We start from the raw sequence: 13,783 nt of genomic DNA, 5'->3' as shown, positions 1-13,783 counted from the left end.
TATTTTTGTCGATTTAATATCTTTATATGCTTTACGAACTACTTCCGGGCATTACAGCCATGATATTTTGTGGTCCTACATAAAATGGCAAGAAAAAAGAGAACGGGAAACCCGTTCTCTCCTTTACCATTCTTATTTTTCTAATAGCGCCTTCACTCGGGCAACTACATTATTAACTGAAAAACCGTATTCTTCCATTATTTTTTCACCAGGTGCTGATGCTCCAAATTTATCTATCGCTAAAACATCACCCTCGTCACCGGTGTATTTGTGCCAGCCGAATGAAGCTCCCACTTCTAAACCAAGACGTTTTTTCACAGTCTTTGGCAGAACAGAATCTTTGTATTCTTGCGATTGCTGATCGAAGCGATCCCATGAAGGCATGCTGACAACTGAAACATGTACACCCTCGCCTGCAAGGGCTTTTTGTGCTTCAACAGCAAGACTTACTTCCGACCCAGTTGCCAATAGTAAGGCATCGGGAGTTGCTCTCTCAGAAGGTGAAACAACATATGCTCCTTTAGACACTCCTTCGTACGCATTTGTATCGGTTCCTTTTAATGTCGGTAAATCTTGACGTGTCAATATAAGCGCTGTTGGTTTATTTGTTGATTCAACCGCAAGCTTCCATGCCGCAGCAGTTTCATTACCGTCTGCTGGGCGAATGATAGATAATCCCGGCATTGCACGTAATGCAGCAAGCTGTTCGATTGGCTCATGTGTCGGACCATCCTCACCAACAGCAATACTATCATGTGTGAATACATAGGTAACTGGTAATCCCATTAACGCTGCTAAGCGAATTGCTGGACGTAGGTAATCAGAGAAAACGAAGAAAGTTCCACCAAAAACTTTTACTCCGCCATGAAGGGCAATACCGTTCATGGCAGCACCCATCGCAAACTCCCGAACTCCGAACCAGAAATTACGGCCTTCGTATGAACCAGGCATATAATCTTTTGTACCTTTAATCATCGTTTTATTTGACCCTGCAAGGTCTGCAGAACCTCCGATGAAAATAGGAAGGTTTTTCGCAATACCGTTTAAGGCTTCACCAGATGAAGCACGGCTAGCAAGGCTTTTTCCTTCAGGATAAACTGGCACATCTCGATCCCAGCCTTCCGGAAGTTCATTGTTTAAAGCTTGTTCTAGCTGTGTTGCTAACCCAGGGTATTCCTTCTTATACTGTTCAAAAAGATCATTCCACTCTTTTTCCTTCTTCTCACCATTTTCGACGATGAGTTTTTGGAAGTTATCATAGACCTCCTGTGGTACATGAAAATCTTCCTCAAATGTCCATTTATATGCCTCTTTTGTAAGCTTTAACTCTTCGGCACCAAGTGGTGAACCATGAACACCTGATGTTCCAGCACGGTTTGGTGAGCCGTAGCCGATAACTGTTCTTACTTCAATCATTGTCGGACGGTCTAAATCATTTTTTGCTTCTTCAAGTGCTTTTGCAATTTCTTCAAGATTATTGCCATCTTCTACGCGAAGATATTGCCAGCCATAGGCTTGGAATCGCTCTTTTACACTTTCAGAGAATGATTTATTCAAATCTCCATCAAGAGAAATATCATTTGAATCGTAAAGAACAACCAAACGACCTAATTTCAAATGTCCTGCAAGTGATGCTGCTTCTGCAGAAACACCCTCCATTAAATCACCATCACCACACATACTATATGTAAAATGGTTCACAAGTTCAAAGTTATCTTTGTTATAAACGCTTGCGACATGACGTTCAGCCATTGCCATCCCAACAGCCATCGCAATTCCCTGTCCAAGTGGACCAGTTGTTGCTTCCACACCTTCAGTGTGACCATACTCTGGGTGCCCAGGTGTTTTACTCCCCCATTGACGGAATTGCTTCAAATCTTCCAAAGATAAATTATAACCAGATAAATGTAGCATGCTGTATAACAAAGCAGAACCATGTCCTGCAGATAAGACAAAACGATCACGGTTAAACCAATGCGGATTTTTTGGGTTATGATTCATAATCCGTGTCCATAATGTATAAGTCATTGGTGCCGCACCCATTGGCATCCCTGGGTGTCCTGAATTTGCCTTTTCGATTGCATCAATTGCTAGAGTTCGTATTGCGGTAACAGATAAATCATCAATAGTATTAAACATGGATTACATCCTTTCCTGTCTACAGTTACTTACATACCATTTATATTATAGTGCAATTTGAATTAATTCAACTACTAAACAAATATAAAAGTTAGATTTTTTTTATTTTTTCTTATAAAAGTAGATATATGTAAAAAGGAATACCATTCAAGTGCATTCCTATTTTTAATGTAGTGTATTTCTCTTTCTTGCTTTCAGTTTTTCAGGTGTTACATCCTTGCCTTCAGGATCAATAAACTTTGTATTGGTTAAGGTATCAAGCATATTTGAACGAAAAGTTGCCAAATACTCACTTCTTAATTTCGATTGTTCCTTTGCCTCTAATTCCGTTAATCCCGTTGCTTTTGATTTCCGCGCCAGTTCATTAATTCGTGCCATTTTTTCTTTTGATAGCATTTCAAAGATCCTTCCTTTCCAGCAGTATAAGATACCTGATTTTACTAAAAAAAAAACCTTATGACAAGGCAAAAGGTCTACTCTTCTTGTGATTCAAGATATTCTCGGTACCTTCTATGTACAGTCGCTTTAGAAATATTATACCCAAAACCTCTCAAAGTTGCGGCTATATCCGCAAAGGTTAGGTTGTTTTTTCTTAATCTTACAATTTGTTCAATTGGAACTTCAATTTTATCTCTACCAGAGGCGTTTCCAAGATTTTTTAAGTTTTTTTCCGGTTTATACCCCTGGTCTACGGCACGTTTCATCCCTCGTTTAATTTTCACATTATGAAGTTTTCGTTGGTATTCTTCCACCATACTGACGATTTTTAATACCATGGAATCTGATTCTGATAATTCTAATTCACCATTATGAGAAATACTATAAAGTTTGATTTCCTCTTTTAATATACAATGCAAAAGGGCTATTTTGGCGTTTCCTCTTCCAAGTCGCGTTTCATCTTGGATTAGTAATGCTTGTACCTGGGGATCTTTTATGCGTTCTAAAACTTCTAGTATTCCTTCCCTCTCAAAATCATATCCACTCGCTTGTTCCTTTATAACAGAATCAATTTCAAATTGGCATTGTTTGGCAAGTAAGATTAATTCCTCTTCTTGACGATGTAATGAAGTTTCCTGGGTGTCTTTATTTGTACTGACACGGCAGTATATGATTGCTTTCATAATAATCCCTTTCTATTCTTGAGGGGCACTCGCTAATTCTGTCCCTGATGTAGAAGTCCTTTTACTTACTGGAATAATGATTTCTTCACCCGGAAAAATTTGATCACTGATATTTTCATTGTGCTTCTTAATCCAACTAATAAACTCATCATTTGATAAGGAATGCTGACTAGCATATTGATTAGAAATTTTCCATAATGAATCCCCTTCAGAAATTGTGATCTTTACATATTGATCACTGTCGTTGATATGATGTTGAAATGATAGGATGAAAGTAAGCGAGCAGCTTAAAATAATTAGTGTAATAGCATAAGAGTATTTGTTCCATAATTTTTTCATAATTCCGCACCTCTTTTAAGAATGTATGTTCCCTTTAAGATGTTTTCATTATAATTCGAACGTTTGTTTGTTGTCAATTATTATTTCGAACTTATGTTTGTATAAAATAGGGGAACATGCTATAATATAGTCAACATTAACCAGGCGAGGTGCATTTTATCATGGTAAAAATATCAAAACGGCAGCAGGATATCCTCGATTTCATTAAGAGTGAGGTAAAGGGTAAGGGGTATCCACCATCTGTCAGGGAAATCGGTGAAGCAGTTGGACTTGCATCCAGTTCTACTGTACACGGACATTTGGCGCGATTGGAAAGCAAGGGATTAATTCGACGAGATCCTACTAAACCAAGAGCCATAGAGATTTTAGAAGTGGATGAGGCTGCAAATATTCCAAGAAACAAAGTCGTCAATGTCCCAGTGGTCGGAAAAGTTACCGCAGGTCTTCCCATTACGGCAATTGAAAATGTGGAAGAATATTTTCCTCTTCCCGAAAGTATGGCTCCAGCTGACGAACATGTCTTTATGCTTGAAATTATGGGTGAAAGTATGATAGAAGCAGGAATTCTTAATGGTGATTACGTTATTGTTAAACAACAGCAAACTGCTAATAACGGCGATATTGTTGTCGCGATGACGGAGGAAGACGAAGCAACGTGTAAACGATTTTTTAAGGAAAAGGATTATATCCGCCTGCAGCCCGAGAATTCCACCATGGATCCTATTATATTAAGAAATGTTTCGATTCTAGGAAAAGTCATTGGTGTTTATCGACATATTCATTAAGCTTAAGAGAGTCGGGCGCAACGACTCTCTTTTTTGATTATTAAACACCTGAATAAACAAAAAAGAAAAAGCCTGACGCATCGTGCGCCAAGGCTTCCTCTTTCTTAATACATGGACATATATTGATCTCTTTCCCACTGATGGACGACTGTGCGGAACATATCCCATTCAATCTCTTTCGCCTCAACGAAGTGTTCGAAAATATGCTCTCCAAGACCAGCGACAATCACTTCATCTGCTTTTAACTTATCCAATGCTTGAGCTAATGTTGCAGGAAGGTCAATGATTCCTTCTTCGATTCTTTCTTCCTTGCTCATCACATAAATGTTACGGTCAACTGGTGCAGGAGGAGTTAATTTATTTTTAATTCCTTCTAAGCCAGCTTTAAGGAGTACTGCCATTGCCAAGTATGGGTTTGCTGCAGGATCCACACTACGTACTTCAACACGAGTGCTTAAACCGCGTGATGCTGGGATACGAATCAAAGGTGAACGGTTTTGTGCAGACCAGGCAACATAACATGGAGCCTCATAACCCGGTACTAGACGCTTATAAGAGTTAACAGTAGGATTCGTTACGGCTGTAAAGCTTGGTGCGTGCTTTAAAATTCCGGCAATAAAATGACGAGCATTGTCACTCATTTGCAAATCACCTGTTGGCTCAAAGAAGGCATTTTCTCCTCCTTTAAATAATGATAGATTCATATGCATTCCAGACCCATTGACACCGAATAATGGTTTCGGCATGAAGGTTGCATGCAAGCCATGTTTACGAGCAATTGTTTTTACTACAAGTTTAAATGTTTGAATTTGGTCACAAGCTGTTAATGCGTCCGCATATTTAAAATCAATTTCGTGTTGGCCCGGTGCTACCTCATGGTGAGAAGCCTCAATTTCAAAGCCCATTTCTTCTAACTCAAGAACGATATCCCGACGGCAGTTTTCACCTAAATCTGTTGGTGCTAGATCAAAATAACCGCCTTGATCATTCAATTCTAATGTCGGCTCACCTTTTTGATCTAATTTAAAAAGAAAGAATTCAGGTTCAGGTCCAAGGTTGAAGCTAGTAAAGCCAAGATCTTCCATTTCCTTTAATACTCTTCTTAAATTATTTCGGGGGTCACCAGCAAACGGTTTTCCATCTGGAGTGTAAATATCACAAATTAATCGGGCTACTTTGCCTTTTTCAGCTGTCCAAGGGAATACAACCCATGTATCTAGGTCAGGATAAAGCTGCATATCAGATTCTTCAATCCTTACGAAACCTTCAATAGAAGAACCATCAAACATCATTTTGTTATCAAGTGCCTTTTCCAATTGGCTGATAGGAATCTCAACATTTTTAATAGTTCCAAGAATATCAGTAAATTGTAAGCGAATAAATTTCACGTTTTCCTCTGATGCTAAACGTTTAATATCTTCTCTTGAATACTTTGCCATTTACATACCCTCCAATTTTAAATAAACAATTCGTTTAATGGAAAAAACGTGAGATATCGCCCTGTCTTAAGGAGGAACGATTTAATCTGCCAGAATGCAATAATTCGTTCCGTAATAGCTTTCTAAGCTGATCGTCCGAAATATCACGCTGTGCTTTCTCCACTTGCTGATCCAACAAGTTAGCCTGGTGTTCCTTGACCAAAAGAAGTTGCTTGATACCTGCCATATTCACACCTTGGTCAATTAAGTCCTTGATTTCTAATAACCTATCAATATCAATCAAACTGAAAAGCCGTCTGTTCCCCTCGGTTCTTGCTGGAGAAATCAATTGGTGTTCTTCGTAATAGCGGATTTGTCTCGCTGTTAATTCTGTAAGCTGCATGACAGTTCCAATGGGAAACAGTGGCATGGAACGACGAATTTCCTTTCCACTCACCAAATTTCTCCTCCTTTTATTCTTTCATATTTGTATTATATTTCGTGTGAGAAAAGATGTCAATCCTATGTTAGGTTTTCTGACATGGAATTTAATAAAAAAATGGACAACCCTATTTGGAGTTATCCATAACAGTCATTTTCACCTAATTCAGTTCGATTAACCCTTTTTCCACTAACAGATCGACGGCAAGACAAATGGCCATTTTCACATGGGCATAGGTTAAACCACCTTGAACATAAGCTACATATGGTGGTCTGATGGGTCCGTCTGCTGTTAACTCAATGCTCGCACCTTGAATAAACGTCCCAGCTGCCATAATAACATCATCTTCATATCCGGGCATATAACTTGGGTGCGGCGTCACATAAGAATTAATGGGCGATGCAAATTGAATGGCTTGGCAAAAGGCGATCATTTTATCAGGGTCATTGAACTGTACCGATTGAATTAGGTCTGTTCGCTTAGCATCCCATCTCGGTGAGGAGTTCATTCCTAATTTCTCCAGCATAGCCGCGGTAAATACTGCACCCTTTAAAGCCTGGCCTACTACATGGGGAGCCAAGAAGAAGCCCTGATACATTTCTTGCAAGCTATAAAGAGATGCACCCGCTTCCGCCCCGATCCCCGGTGATGTCATTCGATACGAACAAGCTTCTACCCATTTTTTTTTGCCGACAATGTATCCACCAGTCTTGGCAATCCCACCGCCCGGGTTTTTAATCAAAGAACCTGCCATTAGATCTGCTCCCACATGGCATGGCTCCTGCCCTTCTACAAATTCCCCGTAGCAATTATCTACAAATACCACCAAGTCCTGGTTGATTTCTTTAACAAAATGAATCATTTCTCCGATTTCTGCTATGGTAAAAGAAGGTCTTGTGGCATAGCCCTTGGAACGTTGAATGCCAATCATTTTCGTATTCGGTTTTATTTTCTTCGCGACGTTGTCCCAATCAATACCGCCATCATTGGTAAGGTCCACGCTATCGTAGGAAATGCCGAATTCTCTTAACGATCCGACTCCATTCCCACGAATTCCTACGATTTCTTCCAAGGTATCATAAGGTTTCCCTGTGATATATAGAAGCTCATCGCCGGGGCGGAGCACACCGAATAAGGCAATCGAAATGGCATGCGTGCCAGAAATGATTTGCGGCCTGACAAGTCCTGCTTCTCCGCCAAATACATCTGCATAGACTGACTCTAAGGTGTCTCTGCCAATATCATCGTACCCATACCCTGTTGACGGAATAAAGTGTGAATCACTTACCCGGTTGTTTTGAAAACTTCTTAATACCCGAAACTGATTCATTTCAATTTTTTCATCGATTTCTTTATGTACCTTAGCAATTTGTTTTTCGACTTCACTTACAAGCGGCTGAAGGTTTTCCCCATTTTTTAGCTGTTGAAACATGTTGTTACTCCAATCTTATGTTAAATTTCTGTAATTGTCCTGTAATTTGATGATCTTTTAACGCAAACCCTTTGCAGCGATAGAACTGTCCTTCTTCTTCAAATGTTAGTTCCCTAAGGATGGTTTCATTCTTTAATTGCGACAGCAGCTTACCTTCAGTCGAGGGAACCTGGACCTCAAATGGAGTCATCCGTTCAATGATTACCTTCTCCATTTTTTCTTTTAACGCATGACGATCTTTTTCATCAAAAGCACTAATAAAGGCGGTCGGCGTATCGGCAGTTGGAACAAAATCAGGATGCTGTTGGTCCTTTTTATTATAAACAGTTAACTGTGGAATATCTTTTACTTCCAAATCATCAAGCAGTTTCTTTACCGTCTTTTCGTGTTGAAAATAATCCGGGTTCGACATATCGACCACATGCAGGAGCAAGTCCGCTTCCTTTACCTCCTCAAGCGTTGAGCGAAATGCCGCAATTAGCGCCGTTGGGAGATCCTGAATAAATCCAACGGTATCAGTAATTAAAGATATGAATCCACTTGGTAAAATTAATTTACGTGTCATTGGGTCAAGGGTCGCAAACAATTGATTTTCTTCATAAGAATTCGCTTCAGATAAACGATTAAAAAGGGTTGATTTCCCTGCATTTGTATAACCGATAATCGCGACCTGAAAAGTTTTGTTTTTCTTTCTTCTTTCCCTGTAGCGCTCGCGGTGCTGAACAATGACCGATAGCTGGGTTTTAATATCATCTATTCTACGGCGGATATGCCTTCGATCTGATTCCAACTTTGTTTCTCCGGGACCTCTTGTCCCAATCCCGGCTCCAAGTCGCGATAACGCTATCCCTTGGCCGGCAAGCCGTGGTAGGATGTATTGCAGCTGCGCAAGTTCAACCTGGAGTTTCCCTTCTTTTGAGCGAGCCCTTTGTGCAAAAATATCTAATATAAGCTGGGTGCGATCAATGATCCGCGCATTTATTTCGGAGGCCAGATTTCGCTTTTGACTTGGTGAAAGCTCATCATTAAAAATGACTATATCAGCTTCAAGTTCCTCAACAAGCGCATTTAGTTCCTCCACTTTCCCTTTCCCTATATATGTTGCCCTATGAACCCGATCCCTTTTTGGACAACCGAGATCAACACTTCGCCCTGAGCTGTTTCCGTTAACGAACCTAACTCTTCCATAGAATAGTGAAAACGTACATCATCATTATCCTGGGTTTGACAGCCAACAAGAATTGCTTTCTCTTTCGTTTCCTTTTGTTCCAAAAGGCATCCTTCCTTCCCAATTGAGCTCTACCATTCATCATAACAAAAAACAGCTATAATCACTAATTATCCCAGAAAACCTATAAAAGGTTCCACCCTATCTACTATCACGGAAATAATTTCAGCAAACAAGCCTTTGTCACTTAATAAAGGCGGTGTGAGCAGAGCAAAAGGTCCCTTCATTCATTGTCTAACCATTCATATCAACACTAAATTAGGCTTTACCGATTCGCTTTTGCACCGCTCCGCCCCTTTTCCATATAAAATGTGGTTGTAATTTTCCGCTTACATGTTAAAATGTTAATGTTTGTGATAAAACATTTTTTACTATTGTTATAGTGTTTTTATAGATAGATCAACGAGGAGAAATCAGATAATCATGACATGGGAAGTACTAAGTATGATTGGCACCATTGCCTTTGCCGTCAGCGGCGCAATTGTGGCCATGGAAGAGGAATATGATATTTTAGGTGTTTATATATTAGGGATCGTTACCGCTTTTGGCGGCGGTGCCATTCGAAACTTGTTAATCGGCGTACCGGTCTCCGCCTTATGGGAACAAGGTTTATTTTTTCAAATTGCCTTGTTGTCGATTACTGCGGTATTTTTATTTCCAAGTAATCTGCTTAAGCATTGGCAAAAATGGGGAAACCTGTTCGACGCAATCGGCTTATCCGCTTTTGCCATTCAAGGCGCCATGTATGCCGCGAATATGAATCACCCGCTTAGTGCCGTAATTGTTGCAGCGGTTATGACGGGGATTGGCGGCGGGATTATCCGTGATTTATTAGCCGGGAGAAAACCGATTGTCTTAAGAGCTGAAATTTATGCGGTATGGGCGATTCTGGCAGGCTTGATTATCGGACTTAAGATTGCCATACTTCCTTGGCAATTGTATACACTTTTTACGCTGGTAACCGTCTTGCGGGTACTATCTTATACTTTTGATTGGAAGCTGCCAACCAAAAAGCTTAGAACACATTAAGAAATCGACGGATTCCTCATCCGCCGATTTTTTTAATCCTCCTCAAATACCAAATCATTGCTTCTTAGCGTCATCAATTCATGCCTGTCATAGCTATTTAACAGTAACAACCTCATCGCCTGCGCCCGAACCGATTTTTCAATCACATTGCGAACATATCTGCCGTTTGAAAAACTATTTGGATTTAACACGGCCTTCACCCAAATTAGATGATCCCTTAATTTCTTTTCAGCTTCATGACTAAACGTGTATTCCCTTTCATTCAACATCCTACCCGCAATATCCATCAGCTGTTCAATATTATAGTCAGGGAAATCAATCACTAACGGAAAGCGAGAATGAAGACCTGGATTTAAGGTTAAAAAATAATCCATTTCACGGGAATAACCAGCGAGTATCAGGATAAATTCATGTTGTTTATCCTCCATATGCTTTACCAATGTATCGATTGCCTCTTTGCCGAAATCCTTTTCCCCGCCCCGGCCTAATGAATAGGCCTCATCAATAAACAGAATTCCACCTTGCGCCTTTTTGATCAAATCCCTCGTCTTTTGTGCTGTATGGCCAATATATTCGCCAACAAGATCAGCACGCTCTGCCTCAATTAAGTGGCCCTTTGTCAGGACATTCATTTTTTGAAACAGCTTTCCAATTATCCTGGCTACGGTTGTTTTGCCCGTTCCTGGATTCCCTTTAAACATCATATGCAGGGCTTGTTTCCGAGCCTTTAGCCCCATTTCCTCTCGCTTCTTGTTAACATAAATCCAGGCATAAATTTCCTTTATCATCCTTTTCATTTCTTCCATGCCAACCAAAGACCCGAGCTCCTCCTCGATTTCCTTAAGAGCAGCGTGTTCAGGGGGAATGTCCTTTGGAACAACTTGAAAGTCAGGTAACTCCTTTGTAACAGCTTTCTTCTTTTGCGAATTAAGAACAACTCTAATTTGGCCGTTACTTTTCATTCGGAATGGTTGATCCAAAGCTATCACCTCTCATTCTGCAAACAGTATACGTAAGGTAGCAAGTTTAAGCTACTCAGAAGTGTATTCGATTAGACAAAATCCTTCATTCTAATATGTATTCACAACTATTGAAATTCATTAAAAAAGATTTTCTAGCGAAAGTTACATTCTTGAAAAAAAAGAGTCCACGCAGTGTGGACTCCATTTACACGAATGGGTTATCGATTATTGATTATCCAATTCCAGTTGGACATTTCTTTGTGGTGCAAAGGTTGAAATGGCATGTTTAAATACTAATTGCTGTTTCCCCTCTGATTCAAAAAGCACGGTAAAATTATCAAACCCTTTAATCTGCCCTCTTAATTGAAAACCGTTTAGAAGGAACACCGTTACGTGAGTGTTGTCTTTACGGCACTGGTTTAAGAATTGGTCTTGAATATTAATGGTTGTTTTCATTGTATATCCTCCTCTTTAATCTCTACTACTATGTATTCGATTTTAGTTGAAGCTTTCCTTCAACATAATGTGAAATTTCCGCTATTTTTTTTGAGAAATTATTCACATCCGTCATGTCATACCATTGTACATCCATTTTGTTGCGAAACCAAGTCAATTGCCTTTTGGCATATCTTCTTGAATTTTGTTTTAGATTTTCTACTGCTTCCACCAATGGCAATTTCCCATCCAAATAGTCATACATTTCTTTGTACCCAATTGCTTGGATAGATTGACAATCACGCAGGCCTTGTTGATATAACCTCTTTACCTCTTCCAATAGACCTTCATCCATCATCAAATCAACACGGGCATTGATTCGTTCATAAAGTTTCTCCCGGTCCATTGTCAAACCAACAAGTGCCGTATTGTACAAAAGGTCACGCTGTTGTGTACTTTGGTAATCTTGCATCGTTTTCCCCGTCAGATGAACTATTTCTAGGGCGCGAATCACCCTTCTAATATTATTGGGATGAATTTGTGCAGCACTTTCTGGATCAACCTCTTTTAATTCAGTGTAGAGGGCTTCATTACCAATTTCCTTTACTCTTTCCTCTTGTCTATGTCGAAATGATTCATCTCCAGGAACATCGGAAAATTGATAATCATAAATAACAGACTGGATATATAACCCTGTCCCCCCGACAATGATGGGAAGCTTTCCCTTTTTGGCGATCTCATCTATTCTATCCCGAACAAGTTGTTGAAATTCAGCGACAGAAAAATTTTCTGAAGGCTCCTTGATATCGATTAAATAATGAGGAATTCCTTCCATTTCACACTTCGTGATCTTTGCAGTACCAATATCCATGCCCCGATAAATCTGCATAGAATCCCCACTGATAATTTCACCATTATAACGTTTGGCCATTTCGATACTTAATTTTGTTTTTCCAACTGCTGTAGGGCCAATGATGACCAATAAATTTTGTTTTACATCCACTATTTTCACACTGCCTTATTCCGTTTTCAGCGAATCAGGGTTCTCGTATCCCTTTCTCACTATTCTATCGTACCACATATTTTGATAAGCAGTTGAACATCAATTAAGTATGGTCAAAGTTTTATTTTTCTATGCGTTTTTAACGTATATAATATGAAATCCCTTTATGTCACAAAGATGTGAAATATTTCTTGTATGGTTACAATTCAATAACGGTTCATTTACAAACGGCTCCATACCCCCACATTCATGTTAGGCTTATTCGTAGTGTATTTTGAATGAAAAAAATAGGAATAAGGTGAATTTTATGCTTTCTACATTTGAAATTGGAATTGATTTAGGAACAGCAAATATATTGGTATATAGCAAAAACAAAGGAATCGCCCTTAACGAGCCCTCCGTTGTGGCTATCGATACAGAAACAAAAAATGTGGTAGCTGTTGGACTTGAGGCAAAAGAAATGATCGGGAAAACTCCGGAAAAAATCATGGCTATCCGCCCATTAAAGGATGGGGTCATTGCTGATTTTGATTTAACAACTGAAATGTTGAAGCACGTAATGAAAAAAGCATCTAAAAAAGCGGGCTTTGCGATTCGTAAACCGAATGTGGTCGTTTGTATTCCATCTGGTTCAACAAGTGTGGAACGAAGAGCGATCCATGATGCCGTAAGAAACGCTGGTGCTAAAAAAATCTCCTTAATCGAGGAACCAGTTGCGGCAGCGATTGGCGCGGGCTTACCTGTTGATGAACCGGTGGCTAACGTGGTGGTCGACATCGGCGGCGGTAATACCGAGGTTGCGATTATTTCCTTCGGCGGCGTAGTGGCCTGCCATTCAATTAAAGTGGGCGGTGACCGCCTCGATGATGAAATCATTCAGCATGTGCGCAAGGAATATAATGTGTTAATCGGCGAACGCACGGCGGAAAATATCAAAATGGAAATTGGATATGCCCTTATTGACCATGAGGAACTTTTCATGGATGTTCGCGGTCGTGATCTTGTGACTGGATTGCCAAAAACTATTAACCTATCATCATATGAAATTCGTAAAGCCATAAGGGAATCACTTTTGCAAATTTTAGAAGCCATCAGGGCTACGCTCGAAGATTGTCCTGCTGAACTTAGCGGTGACATTGTTGACCGTGGTGTTATTCTAACTGGCGGAGGCGCGCTTTTGAATGGAATGGAAAAATGGCTCAGTGAAGAAATTGTGGTACCAGTGCAGCTTGCGCCAAGCCCTCTTGAATCTGTAGCAGTAGGAACCGGACAAGCCTTGCAATATATGAGTAAATTGCTTGCGGCTGTAAAATAATGAGGATACAACAAAGGCTGAAGGGACATTTGCCCTTCAGCCTTTTGTATGTGACCAGTATATCATTTTTTGGATTTTTGGTAACAAAGGACACATTATTGTTCCCATTGCAGTGATTTTTTTGAGCTCGTGATC

At 39.9% G+C, this 13,783-nt stretch carries 13 protein-coding genes and 1 pseudogene; 3 read left to right on the top strand and 11 right to left on the bottom strand.

Going from position 1 to position 13,783, the window contains the following annotated elements:
- Positions 1-132: 132 nt before the first annotated feature.
- From tkt to RCG19_RS18640, 4 genes are all read right to left on the bottom strand, one after another.
- Complete coding sequence (gene tkt, locus RCG19_RS18655; RefSeq protein WP_308108323.1) at positions 133-2,139, bottom strand: transketolase; 2,007 nt, start codon at positions 2,137-2,139, stop codon at positions 133-135.
- A 165-nt stretch (positions 2,140-2,304) separates the two neighbouring features.
- Entirely contained in the window at positions 2,305-2,535 is a 231-nt protein-coding gene (locus RCG19_RS18650; RefSeq protein WP_166241943.1) for a DUF896 domain-containing protein, read from the bottom strand.
- A 77-nt stretch (positions 2,536-2,612) separates the two neighbouring features.
- On the bottom strand, positions 2,613-3,260 hold the full coding sequence (locus tag RCG19_RS18645; protein WP_308108322.1) for a YneB family resolvase-like protein: 648 nt from the start codon (positions 3,258-3,260) through the stop codon (positions 2,613-2,615).
- Positions 3,261-3,272: 12 nt separating this feature from the next.
- Complete coding sequence (locus tag RCG19_RS18640; protein WP_308108321.1) at positions 3,273-3,599, bottom strand: cell division suppressor protein YneA; 327 nt, start codon at positions 3,597-3,599, stop codon at positions 3,273-3,275.
- Between the two features lie 161 nt (positions 3,600-3,760).
- On the opposite strand from RCG19_RS18640, the gene lexA reads away from it, so the two are divergent.
- Positions 3,761-4,384, top strand: coding sequence for a transcriptional repressor LexA (gene lexA, locus RCG19_RS18635; RefSeq protein ID WP_308108320.1), 624 nt, complete (start codon positions 3,761-3,763; stop codon positions 4,382-4,384).
- A 104-nt stretch (positions 4,385-4,488) separates the two neighbouring features.
- Here lexA and glnA read toward each other — a convergent pair whose 3' ends face one another.
- The 4 genes and pseudogenes from glnA to hflX all read right to left on the bottom strand — a co-directional run bounded on the left by glnA (position 4,489) and on the right by hflX (position 8,948).
- A complete protein-coding gene (gene glnA, locus RCG19_RS18630; protein WP_308108319.1) occupies positions 4,489-5,823 on the bottom strand; it encodes a type I glutamate--ammonia ligase in 1,335 nt (444 codons plus the stop codon).
- 34 nt (positions 5,824-5,857) lie between these two features.
- The gene (locus RCG19_RS18625) at positions 5,858-6,232 is read right to left on the bottom strand and encodes a MerR family transcriptional regulator (protein ID WP_166242060.1); all 375 of its coding nucleotides are present in this window, start codon (positions 6,230-6,232) and stop codon (positions 5,858-5,860) included.
- Between the two features lie 172 nt (positions 6,233-6,404).
- Complete coding sequence (locus RCG19_RS18620) at positions 6,405-7,676, bottom strand: methionine gamma-lyase family protein (RefSeq protein ID WP_308108318.1); 1,272 nt, start codon at positions 7,674-7,676, stop codon at positions 6,405-6,407.
- Positions 7,677-7,680: 4 nt separating this feature from the next.
- Positions 7,681-8,948 (bottom strand): annotated as a pseudogene (gene hflX, locus RCG19_RS18615) (GTPase HflX).
- A gap of 379 nt (positions 8,949-9,327) precedes the next feature.
- On the opposite strand from hflX, the gene RCG19_RS18610 reads away from it, so the two are divergent.
- A complete protein-coding gene (locus tag RCG19_RS18610) occupies positions 9,328-9,933 on the top strand; it encodes a trimeric intracellular cation channel family protein (RefSeq protein WP_308108317.1) in 606 nt (201 codons plus the stop codon).
- A gap of 32 nt (positions 9,934-9,965) precedes the next feature.
- On the opposite strand, the gene spoVK is transcribed toward RCG19_RS18610, so the two are convergent.
- From spoVK to miaA, 3 genes are all read right to left on the bottom strand, one after another.
- On the bottom strand, positions 9,966-10,913 hold the full coding sequence (gene spoVK / locus RCG19_RS18605; RefSeq protein ID WP_308108316.1) for a stage V sporulation protein K: 948 nt from the start codon (positions 10,911-10,913) through the stop codon (positions 9,966-9,968).
- A gap of 207 nt (positions 10,914-11,120) precedes the next feature.
- Positions 11,121-11,351 (bottom strand): RNA chaperone Hfq, encoded by a 231-nt coding sequence (gene hfq, locus RCG19_RS18600; RefSeq protein WP_007083878.1) that lies wholly within the window; start codon positions 11,349-11,351, stop codon positions 11,121-11,123.
- A gap of 28 nt (positions 11,352-11,379) precedes the next feature.
- On the bottom strand, positions 11,380-12,333 hold the full coding sequence (gene miaA, locus RCG19_RS18595; protein ID WP_308111027.1) for a tRNA (adenosine(37)-N6)-dimethylallyltransferase MiaA: 954 nt from the start codon (positions 12,331-12,333) through the stop codon (positions 11,380-11,382).
- Between the two features lie 307 nt (positions 12,334-12,640).
- Here miaA and mreBH point away from each other — a divergent pair, with 307 nt between their 5' ends.
- Positions 12,641-13,648, top strand: a complete 1,008-nt coding sequence (gene mreBH, locus RCG19_RS18590; RefSeq protein WP_308108315.1) for a rod-share determining protein MreBH — start codon at positions 12,641-12,643, stop codon at positions 13,646-13,648.
- The last annotated feature ends 135 nt before the right edge of the window (positions 13,649-13,783 follow it).

Origin of the sequence: Neobacillus sp. OS1-2, from assembly GCF_030915505.1 — a bacterium.
Classification (GTDB): Bacteria; Bacillota; Bacilli; order Bacillales; family Cytobacillaceae; genus Neobacillus.
The sequence above is the reverse complement of the archived record's forward strand: the minus strand, read 5'-3'. Positions and strand labels throughout refer to the sequence as shown.